The following is a 19602-nucleotide window of genomic DNA, read 5'->3' on the forward strand; positions in this document are numbered from 1 at the left end:
AGGCCCGCCATGACCACCGAACCGATCGCTCTGACCACCGCCGCCGAGGCGGCCGCCGCAGTGCAGCCGGACCTCGCGACCGCACCCGTCCCGGGCACGTGCGGCTGCGGCGGGCACGACGACGCCAGCCTCCCCGTCCTCGACGCCCGCGTCATCCCGCACGCCATCCGGCACGCGACGATCTTCGGAGCGCTCGACAGCGTCCGCCCGGGCTCCGGCCTCGTCCTCCTCGCACCGCACGACCCCGTCCCGCTCCTCGCTCAGGTCGAGCAGCGGTGGCCCGGGAGGTTCACCCTCGAGTACCTCGAGAGCGGACCGGTCGACTGGCGGCTCGCCTTCCTCGGCTGACGCTCACACCGCGACGGCGGCGCGCTCGCCCTCGACGGTGAGCCGCACGTCAGCGACGCCCCGGTGCCTCGCGAGCAGGGCGGCCTGCTCCTCGACGAGGTGCCCCAGCGACGCGCGCCAGCGCCCCCACGGGCGCACCGTCACGTCGAGGTGACGCCCCGAGACCTCGCTCCGCCACGACCCCACGAGCTCGCCGTCTGCGAGCACCGCGCCCGGGCGCCCGACAGGCCGCCACAGGTCCTTGCGGTCGTGCGCGTCTGGCACGAGCAGCTCGCGGTCGCGCGCGCCGAGGAACGGGTCGCCCGGCCCGAGGAGACGCACGCCCGACGGCGCGCCCGCACGCCGTGCCCGGCCCACCGCAGCCTCGTCCTCGGCAAGGATCTCGACGCCGTCCTCGTCGTGGCCCTGGACCGTGACGGGGATCGTGTCCCGCGGCCACGCCGCACGCACGTCGCGCACGGGCGCCTCGAGGAACGCGGCCACCTGCGCGGGCGAGGCAGGACCGTAGAAGCGCAGGTAGCCGCGGACGACGTCGAACCGCGGCGCAGCGTCACCGGCACGGTGCCCGAACATCGCCGGCTCGAGCCCCGGCACGCGCCGCAGCACCGGCGGCGCCGTGTCCGGGCACAGCTCGAGGCCAGCCTGGAAAGCGGCCAGCCGGAACGGGAGCTCGAACAGGTGGCGCGTGCCGCAGCCGGGGCAGTCGCGCAGGTACGGGTCGCCGACCGTCGCCGACAGCGCCGTCGACGCCTCACCCTTGGGCACCGGGTCTCGTGCGATCTCACGCAGGTGCCGCGCGACGATCGTCAGCGCGTCGAGAACCGGGATGCCCGCCTCCCGTAGCGGCTTCGCGGCGTTCAGCACCCGCTTGGCGGCATCGGCCTCCGAGAACGGTGCCGTCGCGACCGCCACCCGGGCGAGGTCCGAGCGCCGGTACAGGTGCGGCGCGCCGCGCAGCGTCCACACCCGCGCGAGCTCGTCCGGGCCGGCAGGCGGCGCCCCACGGTTCGCGAGCGCCCAGGCGCCCGCGGGCGATCCGGTGTCGGGCACGCCGAGGTCAAGGATGTCCGCGTCGCGCGGGTTCTGCGCGACGCCGGGAGCCCGGTCCAGCTGGTGACGCGCGACGCGGAGCCTCATCACGTCCGCGCGCGTCAGGGTCAGTGTCCCCATGCACAACTCCTCGTCGAGTCGTCGGACCTGCACCATATCGCGCGCCCTGCGCGAGGTCACACGATCGTGCCGAGCCGATACCCGATCGTGGCGCAGGCGAGACCAAGGACGACGTGCGCGGCCAGCAGGAGGGCGAGCCGGGCCCGTGCGCGGTCCCGGACGAGGTCGACGATCTCGACGCCGAGCGTCGAGAACGTGGTCAGCCCGCCCGCGACGCCCGTGCCCAGCGCGAGCAGGCCCGTGGTGCCGAGCGCGCCGACGTCGTACCGCCCCGCAGCCCAGCCCAGGAGGACCGTGCCGACCAGGTTGACCGCGAGCGTCGACCAGCCGGGGGAGAGGTACCAGCGCTCACCGTGCCGCGCGAGAGCGTGCGCGAGCACGACCGCCTGCACCCGCTCGGCGAGCGCCCGGAGCACTGCGCCGACGGCCGCTCCCGCGGCCACCACGAGCAGGGCCGTCACCGCGCCCGCCTCGCGATCCTCGACCCGGCGACGCTCCCAGCCGCGGCCGACGCGACCCCGACGACGAACGACAGGCCCAGGTATGCGAGAGCCGTCCCGGCCGAGCCCGAGCGTTCGAGGCCGGCGACCGCATGCATGACGGCGGAGAACGTCGTGAACGCCCCGAGGAACCCGGTGCCGATCAGCGGCCGCCACCAGCGCGGGGCGAGGCCGGGACGCACCCACCCGGTCAGGAGGAGACCGAGGGCGAAGCAGCCGACGACGTTGACCGCCCATGTCGTCCACGGGAAGCCGCTCCCGTCGGGGAACGCCTGCGTCAGTCCGTAGCGTGCGCTGCCGCCACCAGCGCCACCGAGAGCGACGAGGGCGAGCGACCAGCCGAGAGGCAGGTCAGGACGGGGGCGCAGCACGTCGCAAGGGTACGCCTGCCGCAGCGGAGGCGGAGACGCGGAGGCGCTCAGGCGCTCAGGCGCTTGACGAGGCGAGCCGGGAACACGACCGGCGGGACGTCGTCACGCACCGACGAGTGCGTGCCGCTCTCGAGGAGCGCGAGGAGCTGCTCGACCGCGCTCGACGCCATCTCCACGACCGGGTTCCGCATGGTCGTCAGCGGTGGGATCGCGGTGGCCGCGAGGCCGAGGTCGTCGTAACCGATCACCGCGACGTCGTCGGGGATCGACTTGCCCGCCGCGCGCAGCACGCGCATCGCACCGATCGCGAGAGCGTCCGACGCCGCGAAGACCGCGTCGATGTCCGGGTGGGACTGCAGCAGGCGCGCCATCGCACGCTCACCTTCGGGGACCGAGAAGTCCACCTCGACGGACGCGTCCGTGCGCAGGCCCGCCTCGGTCAGCACCTCGAGCCAGCCCGTGCGCCGGTCGATGCCCGCAGCCATGTCCTGAGGGCCCGCGATGTGCGCCACGCGACGCCGACCGAGCCCGAGGAGGTGCTGCGTGGCCATCCGGCCGGCCGAGACGTTGTCGACGTCCGTGTAGAACAGGCGGTCGGCGCTCTCGAAGGGGCGGCCGACGAAGACTGCCGGGACCGGCGACGTCTCGAGGGTCTTCTCGAGCCCGTCCTCACGGTGGTGGGACACGATGACCGCGCCGTCGACGTGCCCCGAGCGAAGGTACCGCGCCACGCTCGCGGCCCCCTCGCCCTGCCGGGCGATGAGCAGCACGAGCTGGAGGTCTGTGTGGGCGAGTGCCGCGCTCACGCCGCGCAGCGTCGCACCGATGAACGGGTCCGTGAGCAGACGCTCGTCGGGCTCAGGGACCACGAGCCCGATCGAGTCGGTGCGCCTCGTCACGAGGGACCGCGCCGCGCGGTTGGGGACGTATCCGAGCTGCCGCGCCGCGTCGTCGACCGCCGCCTGCGCCTCGGGGGAGACCCGGGCGCCGCCGTTGAGGGCGCGCGACGCCGTCGAGCGCGACACGCCCGCCGCCGCAGCGACCTCGTCGAGCGTGGGCATGGAGGAGTCGTTCGCCGTGACCAGAGTTCGAGTCGTCACTGGCTCCTGCTTCCGGTGCGGTCTCCGTCGAGCGGATGTCGACGGCAGGGTAGCGCGTCAGGCGCCCACCCACAGAATCGGCCAGGTGCTGCGGGCGGTGCGGCAGGTGCCGCACCGCCCGGAGACCTCAGCCCTTGACGGCGCCGGCCATGATGCCGGCGACGAGCTGCTTGCCCGCGATCACGAAGACGATGAACAGCGGGAGTGTCGCCAGGAGCACGCCCGCCATGATGAGCGAGTAGTCCTGGAAGTACGACGCCTGCAGCTGACGCACCACCATGGGCAGCGTCGGGTTCTGGTTCGTCAGGATGATCGACGGCCAGAAGTAGTTCGTCCACGAGCCGATCGCCGTGAACAGCGCGAGCATCGCCGCAGCCGGGCGAGCCGCGGGAAGCGCGACGTGCCAGAACGTGCGGATCATCGACGCGCCGTCGACGCGTGCCGCCTCGATCAGCTCGTACGGCAGGGCGTTCTCGAGGAACTGGGTCATCCAGAACACGCCGAACGCGGTGACGATGCCCGGCAGGATCACCGCGCGCAGGTCACCGGACCAGCCGAGCTCCCGCATGACGATGAAGAGCGGGACGACGCCGAGCTGGGTCGGGATCGCCATCGTCGCGATGACGAACACGAGCAGCGGGCCACGACCGCGGAAGCGGAGCTTCGCGAACGAGTAGCCGGCGAGCGTCGAGAACATCACGACGCTCGCGACCTGGACCGCCGCGACGATGAACGAGTTCAGCAGACCCTTCATCAGCGGGATGTCGCTGTCGAAGACGCGCTTGATGTTCTCCGCCAGGTGACCGTCCGGCACGAGGTCCGGCAGCGGCGACTGCGAGATGATCTCCTGCGTCGACGACGCGAGCAGGATGACGTAGTAGAGCGGGTACGCCGAGATCAGGATGACCGCACCGAGCAGGAGGTACGTGACCCAGCCCGGACGCTTGTTCGCGCCACCGACGTTGCGGTTGCGCTTGCGCGCGGCGGCCTTGGCTGCGCCGGGGCCGGCGCTCTGGGCGATGGTGGCGACGGAGCTCATCGCTTACCCCCGATCTTCTTGCGGGACTTCTTGACCATCTGGTCGGAGGCCGCGATGCGGTTGGACAGTGCGAAGTTGAGGATGCCGATGATCACGATCACGAGGAACAGCAGCAGCGCGACCGCGGAGGCGCGGCCCAGGTTCTTCTGGTTGCCCCAGCCCAGGTCGTAGAGGAAGAGCGTCACGGTCAGCCACTGGCCGTCGGCGCCGCCGCGGCCGGTCGAGTCGAACACGCGCGGCTCGTCGAAGATCTGCAGACCACCGATCGTCGAGGTGATGACGACGAAGATGATCGTGGCCTTGAGCTGCGGCACGGTGATCGAGAAGAACTGGCGGACGCGTCCCGCGCCGTCGATCACTGCGGCCTCGTAGAGGTCGCGCGGGATGGCCTGCATCGCAGCGAGGAAGATGAGGGCGTTGTAGCCGGTCCAGCGGAAGTTGACCATGCTCGCGATCGCGAGGTGCGACGGGAGCACCTCGGCGTGCCACGCGATCGGGTCCATGCCGATGAGGCCGAGCAGCTCGTTGATCGCGCCGTACTGGTCGCCGAAGAGGCGGGAGAAGATGAGGCCGACTGCGACGGGGGCGACGATGTAGGGCAGCAGCACGCCCATGCGCCAGAACGTCTTCATCCGCAGGTTCGCGTCGAGGACGGCGGCGATGAGGATCGCCGCGATGACCTGCGGGACCGACGACAGCAGGAAGATCGAGATGGTGTTGCGCAGCGCCAGCCAGAAGTTGGGCTGCTCCATGACGGACGTGAAGTTCTCGAACCCGACGAAGTCGCCCTGCCCGCTCAGCAGGTTCCACTCGTGGAGGGAGACGTACCCCGTGTAGATGAGGGGGAACAGGCCCGTGATGGCGAACAGGATGAAGAACGGCGAGATGTAGAGGTAGGGCGAGACCTTGACGTCCCACCGGCCGATCTTCTGGCTGAACGCGACTCGCCGCGGGGGGCGCGCGGGCGCGTGCGCGGGCTTGTCTGGTGCGAGGACTGACATGGATTTCCTTCGGAGCGCGGGGGGCACGTCGGCGGGCGTGACGCTGATCAGCCCCGGATCGTGGGGTGCGTCGCCCCCGCCCGAGGGCGGGGGCGACGCGTGCGGCTAGGCCGCGGTGTGGCAGGTGAGACGACGGATCAGAGGCCGAGGGCCTTGAAGTCGCTCAGAGCCTTGTCCCACGACGCCGCAGCGTCCGTGTTCTGGTTGACGTCCACGCGGTCGATCGCGTCCTGGACCGTCTGGTGGATCGCGAAGTAGTTCTTGCCCTTGAACGGCTGCGGGACGCCGTCGATGGCCTTCGCGCGGGCGGAGAAGATGGCGCCGACGGGGGCGTCGTTGAAGAACTCGTTCTTGGCGTCGAGCAGGTCCTTCGAGGACTGCGCCTCGATCTGGCTCGGGAAGGTGCCGGCCGAGTTGAAGGCCTTGATCTGGACCTCGGGGGAGGTCAGCCACTGAGCGAGCTTCTTCGCCTCGTCGACGTTCTTGCCGGAGGCCGGGACGGTCAGGAAGGAACCGCCCCAGTTGCCGCCGCCACCGGGGAAGACGTCAGCGACGTCCCAGCCCTCGACGCCACCGGAACGCTCCTCGATCGGACCCGTCATCCACGCGGGGCACAGCATCGTCGCGAAGCCGTTCTTCTGGAACGCGGTGTCCCAGTCGCCCTGCCACTGCTTGAGGTGCGCGGACAGGTCCGGCGCGACGGCGAGGATCTGGTCGTACAGGCCCTTGACCGTGGTGTTCGACGCGAGGTCGGTGGGCTCACCGGTGGCGGGGTCCTCGTACGGCGCCTCGACCTGGCCGATCATGCCCTGGAGGATCGCGTTGGAGTCGTCGTACCAGGCGGCGTCGGACTTGCCGACGAACTGCTTGCCGACCTCGAAGTAGTGGGCCCAGTCGCCCTCGAGGAGCTTCGCGACCTCTTCGCGGTCGGTCGGGAGGCCGGCCTCCTTGAACAGGTCAGAGCGGTAGCAGACGGCCTCGGGGCCGATGTCGGTGCCGTAGCCGATGAGCTTGCCGGACGGCGTCTTGCCCTGGTTGAGCTTCCACTCGAGCCAGCGGCCGTCGACCGCAGCGTCGGTGAGGTCCGTGAAGGCGTCCTCGACCTGCGAGAGCTCGGGCATCCAGTCGATCTCGATGGCCTCGATGTCGGCGAGGCCGTCGCCGCCCGCGGCGATGCGGGTGGTCAGGTTGGCGCGCGCGTCCTTCGACTCGGCGGCCTTGGTGTGGACGACCTTGATGCCGGGGTTGGCGTCCATGTACTCCTTGAGGAGCTCGTCCGTGTAGCCGAAGTTGTTGAACGTAGCGACGGTCAGGGTGATGTCCTTCGCCCCGCCGGAAGTGCCGCCGCTCGCGCCCGGGGTCGCGGGCGTCTCCGTGTCGTTGCCGCCGCATGCCGAGGCGAGCAGCGAGATCGAGGCGATCCCCGCTACAGCGACCCACTTCTTGCTGTTCTTGCGCACTGTGACTCCTTCGTCCTGGCAGGCGTCGTCGCCGTGCCGTCCGCGTGCCTGCCCCTGATGGTCCGACACGATGTCCGGCGGCCCCGGTCCGGGTGAACCGAGGTGGAAGCGCTCCCACATGCAGACCTGCGCGGGTCTGACTCGAGTGTGGAAGCGTTCCCATGCCGCTGGTGTCATCGTGGCTTTGGTGTGGGAGCGCTGTCAAGGCGGGGTGTGACCGGCGCCTCGTCGTCTGTTGCCGAAACAGTGAAACTGCAGGTCAGAGCGTCGCGACGAGCGCTCGTGTTGCGGAATCGTTATGGATACGGGAGCGCTCAGGCGCTCTCGCGCGCCCCGCCGAGCCAGGCGCGGACACGCTCCTCCTCGGCGTCGAGGACCGACCTCAGGGTCGCTGCCGCGGCCTCCTCGACTGCCGCGCCGAACACGGGGAGGGATGCCGTGACGGTCCCCTCGTAGGTGACGGTGCAGCCCTCGGGGGTCTCCGCGAGCGAGACCGTGCCCGACATCCGCACAGGCGTGCCCGTGATCTCGACCGCGACCGTCCCGAACCAGCGGCCAGGCTTCGGCGGCTCCCACACCTCGACGTGGCGCACCTCGAGGCGTGAACCCACGAACGCGCGCACCTGCACGGGGATCTGCGTCGTGGGCATCGTCCTGCGCAGGGTGATCCGCAACGAGCCGTCCGCCGCAGGGTCGACGACGCTCCCCTCGACGGTCGTCGACTCGACCGACGCGCGGAACACGACGAACTCCTCGTCGCTCATGAGCGTCATGAGCTCGTCCGGACGGACGGGAAGGCTCTGCTCGACGGACAGCCGCACGGTCGCTCCTCGATGCTGGGTCTCGGTCAGCACCGAGCCTAGTGCGTAGATCCCCGCGGGGCACGGGGCACCGACCCGTCTCGTTAGGCTGGGCGCGTGTCCACGATGAGCGACCTGATCTCCCACCACGGCGACCTCGACCCGGCCGACGTCGACTGGCTCCACCTGCTCGTCGGCGACTGGCAGGTGATCTCCGACCTGGCGTTCGCCGACCTGGTCCTGTGGCTGCCGACCCGGGAGGGCGACTTCGTCGCGATCGCGCACTGCCGCCCCTCGACCGGGGCGACGGTGCACTACGACGACATCGTCGGGTCGCGGCCCCCGGCAGGACAGGTCGCGTGGCTGCGGCGCGCGCTCGACGAGGTGCGGTCCCAGCGTGAGCGTGAGCCTCGCTGGCTGGGCGCCTACGCCGTGCGCGAGGAGGCGGTGCCGGTCGTGCACCGTGGCCGCCCGCTCGCCGTCCTCGTCCGCCAGACCTACCTCGGCTCCGGCCGGACACCGAGCCGCCTCGAGCTCAACTATGTCGAGGCTGCCGACGGGCTGCTCGGCATGATCCCGCGAAGCGAGTTCCCCCACCCCGACTCGGCTGCAGGCCCCCGCCGTGGCGCGCCGCGCGTCGGCGACGGCCTCGTCCGCCTCAACTCTGAGGGCGAGGTGCTCTACGCGAGCCCCAACGCGCTCTCGTGCTTCCACCGGCTCGGCGTGCTCGGCCCGCTCGTCGGCGAGTCCCTCGTCGAGGTGACCGCCGAGCTCGTCGAGCAGAAGGCCCCCGTCGACGAGTCGATGCCGCTCGTGATGATGGGGCGTGCGCCGTGGCGCACGGAGCTCGAGTCCTCGACCGTGTGCCTCTCGGTGCGCTCGCTGCCGATCACCGAGGACGGCCGGCGCATGGGCGCCGTCCTCCTGTGCCGGGACGTCACCGAGGTCCGTCGTCGTGAGCGTGAGCTGCTCACCAAGGACGCGACGATCCGCGAGATCCACCACCGCGTGAAGAACAACCTGCAGACCGTCGCGGCGCTGCTGCGCCTGCAGGCCCGCCGCATGAACGTCCCGGAGGCTCGGGCCGCGCTCGAGGAGGCGATGCGGCGCGTCGACACGATCGCGCTCGTGCACAACTCGCTGTCGCAGACGATCGACGAAGAGGTCGAGTTCGACGACATGCTCGGCCGCGCGCTGCGGCTCGCCGCGGACATCGCGTCGGCGGACACCTACGTGCGCACGGTCTCGACCGGGTCGTTCGGCAAGGTCTCCGCCGAGGACGCGACCGCGCTCGCGCTGATCCTCACCGAGCTCGTGACCAACGCGGTCGAGCACGGGTTCGTCGGGCGGTCGTCGGGGACCGTGACGATCGACGCGCAGCGCGAGGGCGCGCACCTCGTGGTGCGCATCGCGGACGACGGCGTCGGGCTCGAGGGCGGCACCGCCCCGGGCTCGGGGCTCGGCACGCAGATCGTGCGGACGCTCGTCAGCAACGAGCTGCGCGGATCGATCGACTGGCACGGCCGCCCCGAGGGTGGGACCGAGGTCGTCGTGTCGGTCGACCTGCGCGGCGCACGGCAGGACTAGGCCGGACGGCGCGATCACGCGCGAGCCGCCCGGCCGGAGCCTGCGTCAGGGGCGGGCTGCGACGTCCGCGACGACGCGGGCCAGGTCCGCGGGCCTGCTCCACATCGGCCAGTGGCCCGTCGGGAGGTCCACCACGTCGACGTTCGTCAGGCGTCCCACCTCGGCGAACATCGGGTGCCCGCCGGTCGCGAGCTGGTGCACCTGCTCGCCGGAGATCGAGCAGCACACGAGGGTGGTCGGGACGTGGCGGCGGGCGTCGTCCGTCAGGGCGACGGGAGTGCGGATCGCGGCAGCAGGTTGCGGGACGGAGCGGGCCCGGAAGCGGGCGAGGGCGGCTGCGTCCAGCCCGTCGAGGCTCGCTTGCGCGCCGAGGACGTCGAACGGGGGCAGCGGCACCTCGGTCTGCTCCTCGGGGAGGTCGGGAGCGGGGGTGGTGCCGGGCGTCACAGGGCCGCTGTCGACCCACACCACGTGGCTGATCGATCCCGGGTGGCGGTCGAGGGCGACGCTCACCGGGGCGTTGGCCCCGCTGTGGGCCACGACGACGGGAGCCGTTCCCTCCTCGACGGCGGCGCGGACCGCGGCCTCGATCGCGGCGACCTGGTCGTCGAGCGTCCGCCCGCGCCGCTCCGGGTCGTCGCCGTCCAGGCCCGGAAGGGTCAACGGCACGGGTCGGTGACCCAGGGTGGTCAGCTCGGCTGCGACCTCGTCCCAGGCCCAGGCGCCGAGCCAGTGGCCGGCGATCAGCAGGATGGTCGGTGGTTTCGTGTGCGTCGTCATGGGTCGATGCTCGCAGCGCCCGGGGACAACGTTGTGTCACCATCTCTGACATGATCATCGGACGCGGAGCATGAGGACGAGCACGCGGTGAAGCGGACGGAACGGCTGCACGCGCTGTCCGAGGCCCTGCGCCGCAGCGGCCCGCGCGGGTGCACGGCGCAGCGCCTCGCGACCGACCTCGGCGTCTCCGTCCGCACGATCAAGAGGGATCTCGCGGCTCTCGACGCCGCCGGTACGCCCGTCTGGTCGCGGCCGGGGCCGGGCGGCGGATACGGGCTGGCCGCCCGCACCCGGCTCCCGCCCGTGAGTCTCTCGCCCGCGCAGGCGGTCGCGCTCCTCGCCGCGGTGTCCGCCGCGCGTGACGCCCCGTTCGCCGACCTGGCCGCGACCGGCGTCCGCAGGGTCCTCGACGTCCTCGACCCGGTGGCGCAGGCGCGGGCCGAGCAGCTGGCAGGACGCATCTGGGTGGACTCCGCCCCGGCGTCGCGCCGGACCTGGTCGGCGCTCGAGCAGGCGATGGCGGAGCGGCGGGTGGTGCGGATCCGCTTCGTGGCGCGGGACGGCGCCGTCACCAGGCGGGACGTCGATCCCGTCCTCTTCGCTCAGGCGGGCGGGAGCTGGTACCTGATCGGGTGGTGCCGCCTGCGGCGCGCGATGCGCTGGTTCCTCGTCGCGCGGATCGCGCGGGCGAGCGTGACGTCGACCCCGTGCGACGAGCATGCCGTCGCCGACGTCGGCGTCCCTCCGGCAGGCGCGCGGCCCGTGCACGAGGGACCGCACGTGCCCGGGGCCGTGTAGGGGACGCGGGGGAGGGCCGGGGGCCCGCACGGCAGACCCCGACGACGGACGAGGCCGGCCCCGCCATGCGGGACCGGCCTCGTCGGACGTCGTGCGGAGGGCTCAGCCAGCGCGGCGAGCGCGCGCCGTACGGCGCTTGAGCGCGCGGCGCTCGTCCTCGGACATGCCGCCCCAGACGCCCGCGTCCTGACCGGACTCGAGCGCCCACTTGAGGCACGTGTCGACGACGTCGCAGCGACGGCAGACCGCCTTCGCGTCGTCGATCTGAAGGAGCGCCGGACCGGTGTTGCCGATGGGGAAGAAGAGCTCGGGGTCCTCGGTCAGACACGCGGCGCGGTGACGCCAATCCATGGGTACTCCTCGGGATGTGGACGCTCCTGGGCACAGTCCTGCCCGGGGATCCATCGGTGGGGGAAAGTTGCGGCGACGAAAAGTCGACCTCATCAAGGTTCACACCGCAACGCCCTGATGACAAGAGTGTGACGGTGACTATCTCGAAGAATGGCGTGAGGGTTTTGTCACAGGCCACAAGCCTTTACAGCCGCGCTCGTGCGTTCGCCTAGGGTGGTGGCGTGCATCGATCCCCGCTGGACGAGTCCCCTGCCGTCCCCGTCGTGCCGCCGGCGCTGCGCGTCGTGCTCGCGGCCGTGGCCGTCGAGGTCGTCGCTCTCGTCGCGGCCGGCGGGTTCACGCTCGTCGAGCTCGTGCGCGGCAACGGCTCGGCCGGCATCAACATCTTCCTCGCCGCGTTCGCGTGGGCGCTCGCCGCGGTGCTCCTCGCGGCGGTGCGCGGTCTGCGGGACGGTCGGCGCTGGGGGCGGTCGCCCGTCATCACCTGGCAGCTCTTCCAGGTCGTCATCGCGATCACGTGGCTCCAGGCGGCGCTCAACCCGTTCGCTGTCGGGCTCCTCGTCCTCGCCCTGGGGATCGTCGTCGGGCTCCTCCTCCCGCCCGTTGTCGAGGCGACGACGCGCGACGCGCGCACGCCCGACGCCTGAGCCCGCCCCGGCCGGACACCCCACCCGCGGCTCGCGGCGTCCTCACGGCTCGACGAGCTGGACAGGCTCGACCAGCCGGCCGTGCACGAGAGCGCCGCGCCCGGGGGCGCCCGGACCAGGCTCGGTCGCACGGCCGAGCGGGCTGCCGAGCACGTCCACGCTGCCGGGCCGCCCCGGGTCCAGGACGATCCCCGTGCGGCGCGCCCGCGCGGTCGCGAGCGGCCCGCGCACGGCGCCGAGGGCGGTACCGGTCGTCGCCGTGAGGATCGCCCGCGTCACGGCGGGCACCGCCAGGAGACGCTCGAGCTCGACCGGGGCGCTCTGCGCGAGGAGCGGTACGTCGTCCACGACGACCACGAGGTCCTGAGCCTCACCCGCTGACGCCGCCTCCTCGATCTCCGCCGCGAGCCGGACGAGGTCGGACGGTGAGCCGTCGACCGCGTGGTGCGCCGCCCCGGAGGTGACGAGCGGACCGTCGAGCGCGACGGTCACGACGCGCCCGGCTCCGTGCCGGGCGACGAGCAGCCCGGCCAGGTGGGCGGCCGCGGTCGAGCGACCCGCGCCGGGCGGGCCCACGACGAGCGCGCCGCGACCCACGTCGAGGAAGCGCACCCCGCCGTCGTCCCCGCCCATCCCGACGGGGAGGTGCCACGGTCCGGGCGCCAGCCGGCCCTCGCGGTCTCGCCAGGCTGCGAGCGCGTCGTCGAGGTCGCGTCGGCGGACGCGCCCAGGGACGGGCGCCAGCCGCACGGGCGGCGTGCGGGCGACCGTGGCACCGGCACGGGCCCGAGCAGCTGGGTCGTGGGAAGCCCCGACGTCCGGGGAACCGTCGACGAGCGCAGGCCCCCCGAGCGGGGCGACCGCGGGGTTGGTTCGCGGTCCCGTGCCGGGCAGCAGCACCTGCGCGAGGAGCGGGCCGCCCGGCCCGAACCAGACGGCGCGCCCCGGAGGGCCCCCGAGGCCTGCGAGGGCGGTCGGGACGCCGCGCGAGACGTCGGCGGCCTTGCTCCGGTCCCCGAGGACGACGCGCGAGCCGACGTGGGCGAGCAGCGTGCCCGGCAGAGCCCGCGCGGAGGCGAGCGCGAGGTGCACGACCGTGCTGCGCGCGAGCGCGACCAGAAGGTCCGGTCCTGCGCCGCGGTCCACGAGCGCGAGCGCTGCGAGCACCGTCTCGAGGTCGTCGACGAGCAGGAGCGTCGGGTGCGCGTCCCGTGCACGCGCCAGGCGGTCGAGGAGGTCGGCTGCGCGGCGGGGGTCGCGCGCGTCGACGACCGTGCCGAGCCCCGACGCCGCCGTGTCAGCGAGAACCTCGCCAAGGGTGTGCACGTGCCACCCGCGCGCGAGCGCCGCGAGTCCGAGCAGGCGCAGCGTGCTGCTCCGTCCGCTCCCCGGCCCGCCCTCGACCACGAGGTGCCCGTGGCGCGCGGGGTCCCACCGGGCGAGCGTGCGCCGCTGCTCGGAGGGCACGTCAGCGAGCGCGACCGCGAGCCCGGGGAGTGGGTCGCTGACGCCCTCGACGTCGTCGAGCGTGACGCGTGCGGGCAGGCCGGGGAGCCACGGACGGCGCGGGCGAGCCTGTCCTGTGGCTTCCGCCGCGGCGCGGGCGGCGGTGACGAGACCGCGCAGGACGTCGTCGGGTGAGGTCTGCGGCCCGAGCGCGCGTGCCGTGCGGGTGCCCCACGCGGGGATCCGTCGGGCGTCGGGCGTGTCCACGGGCGCTGCGCTCGAGGCGTGCGCCACCTGCACCGTGCGGGCGCCGCTGCGGCTCGTGACGACGACGGCGCGCCCCGGCGCGTGCGCGGGCAGGTCGGCGGCCTGGGGGGTGTCGACGACGTCGCGCGACTCGGCGGGGTCGTTGACGCGCAGCGCGACCCGCAGCCCGAGGTTGGCGCGCATGTCTGCGTTGACGGCGCCGCCCGGCCGCTGCGTCGCGAGCACGAGGTGCATGCCGAGCGAGCGGCCCTGCGCGGCGAGGCGCAGGAGGGACGGGACGAAGTCGGGGAGGTCCTGGGTCATCGAACGGAACTCGTCGACGACGACGAGCAGCCGGGGGACGAGCTCGTCTCCCGGCCGGGCGAGCGCGCGGTGCTCGTCGAGGGTCGTCGCGCCCGAGGCGGCGAACAGGGCCTCGCGGCGGCGCATCTCCGCCTGCAGCCCGGTGAGCGCCCGCGCGGCGAGGCCGCGTTCGAGGTCGGTGACGATCCCGACGACGTGCGGCAGCCCGGCGCACGCGCCGAACGACGCGCCGCCCTTGTAGTCGACGAGGGCGATCGCGAGGTCCGACGGCGGGTGGGTGAGCGCGAGGCCGCACACGAGCGTCTGGAGGAGCTCGGACTTGCCCGCGCCCGTCGTCCCCGCGACGAGACCGTGCGGTCCGTCCCGGGTGAGGTCGAGCTCGAGGACCTCGGGCGGCCCGACGCGGCTGGCGGCGAGCCCGAGCGGGGTGCGCAGACCGCTCGGAGGGCCGCTCCAGCGGTGTGCGACGGCGTGGGCGACGGCGCCCTGGTCGCTCGAGGCGGGCAGCCCGAGCAGGGCGGCGAGCGGCACGACGGCGGGGAGCGCGCCACCTGCCACGGCGCGGGAGGCGAGGTGCCGGGCGACGTCGTCGGCCCACAGCACGTCGACGCCGGGGCCCGCGACGCGGTCCGCGCACCACGCGGGGACGTCCTGCTCCTCGGCCACGAGGAGCAGGGACGTGGTGGGAGGGGCGCCGGCCCACCACCGGCTGAGGGCGCCGTCGTCGAGGTCGCCGCCCCGCACGACGACGAGCGCCAGGTCCTCGCCGTCGAGCGGCGACGCGCCCGTGACGAGGACGTCGGGACGGGTGATCGTGGCGCCGGGCACCCACCGGCACCAGGACCAGGCGCTCGCGGCGTCTGCGGTCGCGACGACGACGCGTCCGTGCGGGTGCGCCGCCGCCCATGCGCACACGTGGGCCCTGGCGTGCCGCTCGGCGTCGGGGCCGGTCGCGGCGGTCGCGCGCGGGGCCGTGCTGGCCGCGGTGCCGCGAGCGCCACCGTCGCCAGGGGTGCGCAGGAGTGCGTCGAGCAGGGCGGCTGGTCGGTCCCGCAGAGAGGTCCAGTCGACGCCGCCCAGGTCGACGTGGCCGCCTCCCGGCCGCGGCTCGGACGCACCCTGGGTCCCGTCGGTGCGGGCCGCCGGGAGCCCGCCGCCGGACGACCCTGCGGGCTGGGCCCGTCCGGACAGCGCCGGGGGCTGCGTGGCCGACCGCGAGCGCACGAGGCTCTGCAGCCCGAGCGTGAGGGGCCCGGCGAGCGCGAGCAGCGCGTAGGCGGGACGTCCGGTCATCGCCGCGAGCGCGAGGCCCGTCAGGGCGGGGGCGACGAGGAGGGCCCACGGCGGGCCCTGGCGGTGCGGGTCGGTCGACGGGACGCGCGACGTGACGACGGCGACGTGGCTCGCGCCGTTCGCCTGCCACACGAGGGCGCCGCCGGGCCGCAGGAGCAGGGGACGGCCGCTCCAGCGGCGCACGCGTCCGCTCGCCGTGCGGATGCGCACGGCGCGGTCGCGCTCCGGAGGGAGCGTGGCTCGTCGTCGCACGGTCATGCCTCGCGGGCCTGGGGCGGCCCGCAGCCGTGGCCCACCCAGGACCGTCGGGAGGGCGTCGGCCGCGAGGACGAGCCCGGCGTGCGGGCCGTCGACGACGTGCCACACGAGGGCGTCGTCGCGCGCGTGCCGCGCGAGGTCGACGGGACCGAGGCGGTGCGGACCGCGCCGCGCGTCCGTGCCGCTCGGCTCGATGCGTGCGCCGTCGAGCAGCGGCGCGTGCCCCGTGAGGGCGTCGGCGTCGAGCGGGGTGGCTCCGCAGCGGAGCGGCACGTGCAGGAGGTCGGAGCGGCCGAGGGTCCGCGCGAGCGTGGGCCGCAGGTCGGCCAGCCGGATCCCCGCGCGGACTTCGACGTCCTCGTCAGGGGCGAGGGTCAGGCGGACGTACGACGGCGAGGGCCCGGATCGCGGGGGAGCGGGACGGGCGATCGGCGAGAGCGGGGAGCGTGGCACGGGACCTAGCGTGCGTGCCGCTCGCGGGTGCTACGACGCCGGGCCTGCAGCCGGTGGACGAGGTCCACCGGTCCACAGGCCCGGCGTCGTGCGGTGGTGGGGTCCGTCAGTCGACGGCGAGCGCCTCCACCGGGGAGGTGCGGGTCGCGCGGCGCGCCGGGAGGACCGACGCGACGAGCCCGGCGAGGACGGCGACGACCAGGACGAGCCCGAGGTCGCGCCACGGCACCGCGAGAGCGATGTCGCCGATCGTGCCCAGCGCGGCGGCCGAGCCGGCCCAGCCGTACACGGTGCCGAGCACCACGCCCAGGCCGGTGCCGACCAGGGCGATCAGCAGGCCTTCGACCGCGAGGGTGAGGCGCAGCTGCTTGCGGGTCAGGCCGATCGCACGGAGCATCGCGTTCTCCCGCTGCCGCTCGAGGACCGACAGGGACAGCGTGTTGGTCACGCCGATGAGCGCGATGAACACGGCGACCGCGAGGAGGCCGACCACGACTGCGAGCAGCGCGTCGATCACCTGGTCGAACATCGCCCGCTCGACGACAGGACCTGTCGTCCACACACCGAGGTCGTCCACGACCTCCTGGATGTCAGCGACCGTGCTCCGGGGGTTCTCCGGGTCGGCGACCCGGACCAGGAGCGAGTTCGTCACGGCGCCAGGGTCGAGCTTGAGCAGCGTCGCGGTGGTGACGGCGATCTCGAGGCCGGCGGGCATGGACGGCACGACCTGGACGGTGAGGTCGGCGGTGGCACCGCCGGCACCCACGAGGGTGACCTTCTGCCCGTCAGTGACGTTCGAGCCGGATGCCCAGTTCTTGCTGATCACGAGCGAGTCGTCGGTGAACGGTGCGAGGTCCGTCGTGTCCCGCATGACCGTGGCTGCGGTCGCCGGGTCGATCGCGTCGATGATCGGCCGTCCCTCGCCGTCGCCCATCGCGACGTCGAACGGGACGTCGTCGCCCTTCGCCTCGACGAGGCCGCGGGTGATGGTGGCGGTCGCGGTGACACCGTCGACGGCAGCGATCTGCGAGGTGACCCCGGCGTCGAGCTGGGTCTTGTTCTTGCCGTCCGCGCTGAGCTGGTGCCCGCCGAGCACGGCGACGTCGACCGAGTAGCGCTCGTCGAACGACGCGTTGAACGTCTGGCGTGCGCTCTCGGCACCCGTCGTCATCATGACGACGAGCGTGACGCCGATCAGCAGGGCCGTGCTCGTCGCCGCGGTGCGGCGCGGGTTGCGCAGCGTGTTCGCCGTGGCGAGGCGTGCGCTCGGGCCGGTCCTGGCGGCGAGGCTGCCGACCCAGGCGGTGACCTTGGGGATCCAGAACACGGAGCCGACGGCGACACCGACGAAGCTGAGTGCCCCGCCAGGGATGCCCACGAGGAGCCCGATCATCGGCTCCTTCATGAGGCCTGCGGCGGCGCCGAGCCCGAGCATCACGAAGCCGATCACGGTCATGAGGGTCGCCGTGACGAGGCGACCGGTCGAGCCGCGTCGGACCGACGGGGCGTCCGCCGGGCGGAGCGCGGCGAGGGGCGCGACGCGGGTCGCGGCACGTGCGGGAGACGTCGCGGCGAGGACGGTGACGAGCAGGCCGGCGAGGAGCGGCACGGCGAACACGGCCACGGACACGGGAACGACGGTGGGCAGGGGCACGCCGACGTCGCGCGTCGAGAGCACGCTGAGCGTCACCTGGGCGGCGCCGAGGCCGAGCGCGATGCCGGAGAGCGACGCGAGGACGCCGAGGATCGTCGCCTCGAGGAGGACGGACGTGCGCAGCTGCCGCTTGTTGGCGCCGACGCAGCGCAAGAGCGCGAGGGTCCGGGTGCGCTGCGCGACGAGGACCTGGAACGTGTTGGCGATGACGAGTCCTGCGACGATGAGTGCGAGCGCCGCGAACGCGAGGACGACGTACGTGACCGTGTGGGCGTCACCCGTGAGCTGTCGGGCGATCTCGCCCGCCTGCTCCTGGAGCGTTCGGGCCACGACCTGGCGGCCGTCGGTCGACAGGGTCGACTCGATCGTCTGGGCGACCTCGGCGCGGTCGGTGTCGTCGGCGAGCGTGAGCCCGACGGCCTCGGCCAGCGGCTGCTCGCCCCCGTTGTAGGAGAGGAGCCAGCGGTCCACGTCGGCCTGGCTGGCCATGACGGCGCCGCCCTCCATCGCGAACGCACCGTTCGGGTCGTCGAGGATGCCGACGACGGTGAGCGTCTCGGCGCCGGTCGCGTCGGAGCCGTCCGTGGCGACGACGGGCGTCGTGACGGTGCCGCCGACAGTCGCGCCGAGGCGGTTGGCCATGTCCACCGGCAGTGCGACCTGGCCGGGGCTCGTGGGCAGCGCGCCGCGGAGGACGACCTGGGCGTCGAGGCGCGGGTCGCTCGCGGTCGGGACGACGCGCGCCCAGATGTTGCGCTTGTCGGTCTCGATCTGGACGCCGAGCTGGGAGTGGACGGCCGTCGCCTTGACGCCGTCGACTGCCGCGACCTTGGCGACCTCGTCGGGAGTGAGGCGGTCGCCGAGGCCGACGACGACGAGGTCGGACTTGGCGTACACGGCGGCGATCGCGTCGGTCGACGTGCGGGTGATCGTCTCGCCGGCGACGAGGGTCGCGGCGACGAAGGCGGTCCCGATCATGATGGCGACGCCGGCGGCGACCAGCCGGCCGACGCTCTTGCGCATCTGGGAGAGGGTGAGGCGGATCATCGGCGCTGCCCCCCTGCGGCAGCGTCGACGCCCTGGGGCGCGGTGGTGACTGTGTCGAGCGACCGGAGCGCGTCGAGCCCGGCGAGGACGGACTCGGGCGTCGGGTTCGAGATGTCGCCGGCGATGCGGCCGTCGGCGATGAGGATGACGCGGTCGGCGTACGCGGCGGCGGCCGGGTCGTGGGTGACCATGATGATCGTGCGGCCGAGCTCGCGCACGGACGTGCGCAGGAAGCTGAGGACCTCGGCGCCGGAGCGCGAGTCGAGGTTGCCGGTGGGCTCGTCGGCGAAGACGACGTCGGGCTTGGCGATCAGCGCGCGGGCGATCGCGACGCGCTGCTGCTGGCCGCCGGACAGCTCGGACGGCCGGTGGTCGAGGCGGTCCTGGAGGCCGAGCGTGTGGACGAGCGTGTCGAACCACTGCTTGTCGAGCTTGGTGCTGCCGAGGTCGAGCGGCAGGGTGATGTTCTGCTCGGCCGTGAACATGGGCAGGAGGTTGAACGACTGGAAGACGAAGCCGAGGCGCGTGCGGCGCAGGTTCGTCAGGCCGTCGTCGTTGAGGCTCGTGATCTCGGTGTCGCCGAGGAACGCCTGGCCGGCCGACGCGGAGTCGAGGCCTGCGAGCAGGTGCATGAGGGTCGACTTGCCCGAGCCGGACGGGCCCATGATCGCGGTGAACTGACCGCCGGTGAAGTCGACGTCGACGTGGTCGAGCGCGACGACCTGGCTCGCCCCGGAACCGTAGATCTTGGTGAGGGACCGGGCGCGCACCGCGGCGTCGTGCGACAGTCCCGTCGCGCTGGGGGCGGGGGTGGTCTGCATGGGTCGTTCTCCCTGAGGATCGTCGTGCTGTGGTGGGTGCTCGCGGCGGCGAGCTCCCTGACACTGACGACGTTACGGATCCCCAGGTGGCGGCCGCGTCCCGCCTCG

General features: G+C 73.4%; 17 protein-coding genes. 4 read left to right on the forward strand and 13 right to left on the reverse strand.

What is annotated here, in order from left to right; genetic code table 11:
* Positions 1-9 precede the first annotated feature (9 nt).
* Entirely contained in the window at positions 10-348 is a 339-nt protein-coding gene (locus tag AC4F3Q_RS10325; RefSeq protein WP_491039888.1) for a DUF2249 domain-containing protein, read from the forward strand.
* A gap of 3 nt (positions 349-351) precedes the next feature.
* On the opposite strand, the gene AC4F3Q_RS10330 is transcribed toward AC4F3Q_RS10325, so the two are convergent.
* From AC4F3Q_RS10330 to AC4F3Q_RS10365, 8 genes are all read right to left on the reverse strand, one after another.
* A complete protein-coding gene (locus AC4F3Q_RS10330) occupies positions 352-1518 on the reverse strand; it encodes a DNA glycosylase AlkZ-like family protein (protein ID WP_491039889.1) in 1167 nt (388 codons plus the stop codon).
* 56 nt (positions 1519-1574) lie between these two features.
* On the reverse strand, positions 1575-1979 hold the full coding sequence (locus AC4F3Q_RS10335; protein ID WP_491039890.1) for a FluC/FEX family fluoride channel: 405 nt from the start codon (positions 1977-1979) through the stop codon (positions 1575-1577).
* Positions 1976-2389, reverse strand: coding sequence for a fluoride efflux transporter FluC (locus AC4F3Q_RS10340; RefSeq protein ID WP_491039891.1), 414 nt, complete (start codon positions 2387-2389; stop codon positions 1976-1978). Before AC4F3Q_RS10340 ends, AC4F3Q_RS10335 begins: the two co-directional genes overlap by 4 nt.
* Positions 2390-2436: 47 nt before the next feature.
* The gene (locus AC4F3Q_RS10345) at positions 2437-3450 is read right to left on the reverse strand and encodes a LacI family DNA-binding transcriptional regulator (RefSeq protein WP_168447920.1); all 1014 of its coding nucleotides are present in this window, start codon (positions 3448-3450) and stop codon (positions 2437-2439) included.
* Positions 3451-3616: 166 nt separating this feature from the next.
* Entirely contained in the window at positions 3617-4528 is a 912-nt protein-coding gene (locus tag AC4F3Q_RS10350; RefSeq protein WP_491039892.1) for a carbohydrate ABC transporter permease, read from the reverse strand.
* Entirely contained in the window at positions 4525-5529 is a 1005-nt protein-coding gene (locus AC4F3Q_RS10355) for a carbohydrate ABC transporter permease (protein ID WP_168447754.1), read from the reverse strand. Before AC4F3Q_RS10355 ends, AC4F3Q_RS10350 begins: the two co-directional genes overlap by 4 nt.
* Before the next feature lie 137 nt (positions 5530-5666).
* Positions 5667-6989 (reverse strand): ABC transporter substrate-binding protein, encoded by a 1323-nt coding sequence (locus AC4F3Q_RS10360; RefSeq protein WP_491039893.1) that lies wholly within the window; start codon positions 6987-6989, stop codon positions 5667-5669.
* Between the two features lie 314 nt (positions 6990-7303).
* Entirely contained in the window at positions 7304-7810 is a 507-nt protein-coding gene (locus AC4F3Q_RS10365) for a DUF2505 domain-containing protein (protein WP_491039894.1), read from the reverse strand.
* 105 nt (positions 7811-7915) lie between these two features.
* Between AC4F3Q_RS10365 and AC4F3Q_RS10370 the strand changes: the two genes are divergently transcribed.
* Positions 7916-9376 (forward strand): sensor histidine kinase, encoded by a 1461-nt coding sequence (locus AC4F3Q_RS10370; protein ID WP_168447921.1) that lies wholly within the window; start codon positions 7916-7918, stop codon positions 9374-9376.
* Between the two features lie 45 nt (positions 9377-9421).
* On the opposite strand, the gene AC4F3Q_RS10375 is transcribed toward AC4F3Q_RS10370, so the two are convergent.
* Positions 9422-10156, reverse strand: a complete 735-nt coding sequence (locus tag AC4F3Q_RS10375; RefSeq protein ID WP_491039895.1) for an alpha/beta fold hydrolase — start codon at positions 10154-10156, stop codon at positions 9422-9424.
* A gap of 87 nt (positions 10157-10243) precedes the next feature.
* Here AC4F3Q_RS10375 and AC4F3Q_RS10380 point away from each other — a divergent pair, with 87 nt between their 5' ends.
* A complete protein-coding gene (locus AC4F3Q_RS10380) occupies positions 10244-10954 on the forward strand; it encodes a helix-turn-helix transcriptional regulator (protein ID WP_491039896.1) in 711 nt (236 codons plus the stop codon).
* Between the two features lie 102 nt (positions 10955-11056).
* Here the strand turns inward: AC4F3Q_RS10380 and AC4F3Q_RS10385 are convergent, their stop codons facing one another.
* A complete protein-coding gene (locus AC4F3Q_RS10385) occupies positions 11057-11305 on the reverse strand; it encodes a WhiB family transcriptional regulator (RefSeq protein WP_098458591.1) in 249 nt (82 codons plus the stop codon).
* A gap of 221 nt (positions 11306-11526) precedes the next feature.
* Here AC4F3Q_RS10385 and AC4F3Q_RS10390 point away from each other — a divergent pair, with 221 nt between their 5' ends.
* The gene (locus tag AC4F3Q_RS10390) at positions 11527-11952 is read left to right on the forward strand and encodes a hypothetical protein (protein ID WP_491039897.1); all 426 of its coding nucleotides are present in this window, start codon (positions 11527-11529) and stop codon (positions 11950-11952) included.
* A 42-nt stretch (positions 11953-11994) separates the two neighbouring features.
* On the opposite strand, the gene AC4F3Q_RS10395 is transcribed toward AC4F3Q_RS10390, so the two are convergent.
* The 3 genes from AC4F3Q_RS10395 to AC4F3Q_RS10405 all read right to left on the reverse strand — a co-directional run bounded on the left by AC4F3Q_RS10395 (position 11995) and on the right by AC4F3Q_RS10405 (position 19494).
* Positions 11995-15972, reverse strand: a complete 3978-nt coding sequence (locus tag AC4F3Q_RS10395) for an FtsK/SpoIIIE domain-containing protein (protein WP_491039898.1) — start codon at positions 15970-15972, stop codon at positions 11995-11997.
* A gap of 106 nt (positions 15973-16078) precedes the next feature.
* Positions 16079-18673: an ABC transporter permease gene (locus AC4F3Q_RS10400; RefSeq protein ID WP_491039899.1), complete on the reverse strand. Its 2595-nt coding sequence runs from the start codon at positions 18671-18673 to the stop codon at positions 16079-16081.
* Complete coding sequence (locus AC4F3Q_RS10405) at positions 18670-19494, reverse strand: ABC transporter ATP-binding protein (RefSeq protein WP_098458594.1); 825 nt, start codon at positions 19492-19494, stop codon at positions 18670-18672. Before AC4F3Q_RS10405 ends, AC4F3Q_RS10400 begins: the two co-directional genes overlap by 4 nt.
* Positions 19495-19602: the final 108 nt, after the last annotated feature.

It is taken from the genome of Flavimobilis sp. BM9 (assembly GCF_058313055.1).

What these genes read in the sequence shown, in the direction of transcription:
- AC4F3Q_RS10325 (WP_491039888.1), top strand. Translation starts at nt 10, where the DNA reads ATGACCACCGAACCGATCGCTCTGACCACCGCCGCCGAGGCGGCCGCC.
- AC4F3Q_RS10330 (WP_491039889.1), bottom strand. Translation starts at nt 1,518, where the DNA reads ATGGGGACACTGACCCTGACGCGCGCGGACGTGATGAGGCTCCGCGTC.
- AC4F3Q_RS10345 (WP_168447920.1), bottom strand. Translation starts at nt 3,450, where the DNA reads ATGCCCACGCTCGACGAGGTCGCTGCGGCGGCGGGCGTGTCGCGCTCG.
- AC4F3Q_RS10350 (WP_491039892.1), bottom strand. Translation starts at nt 4,528, where the DNA reads ATGAGCTCCGTCGCCACCATCGCCCAGAGCGCCGGCCCCGGCGCAGCC.
- AC4F3Q_RS10355 (WP_168447754.1), bottom strand. Translation starts at nt 5,529, where the DNA reads ATGTCAGTCCTCGCACCAGACAAGCCCGCGCACGCGCCCGCGCGCCCC.
- AC4F3Q_RS10370 (WP_168447921.1), top strand. Translation starts at nt 7,916, where the DNA reads ATGAGCGACCTGATCTCCCACCACGGCGACCTCGACCCGGCCGACGTC.
- AC4F3Q_RS10375 (WP_491039895.1), bottom strand. Translation starts at nt 10,156, where the DNA reads ATGACGACGCACACGAAACCACCGACCATCCTGCTGATCGCCGGCCAC.
- AC4F3Q_RS10385 (WP_098458591.1), bottom strand. Translation starts at nt 11,305, where the DNA reads ATGGATTGGCGTCACCGCGCCGCGTGTCTGACCGAGGACCCCGAGCTC.
- AC4F3Q_RS10400 (WP_491039899.1), bottom strand. Translation starts at nt 18,673, where the DNA reads ATGATCCGCCTCACCCTCTCCCAGATGCGCAAGAGCGTCGGCCGGCTG.
- AC4F3Q_RS10405 (WP_098458594.1), bottom strand. Translation starts at nt 19,494, where the DNA reads ATGCAGACCACCCCCGCCCCCAGCGCGACGGGACTGTCGCACGACGCC.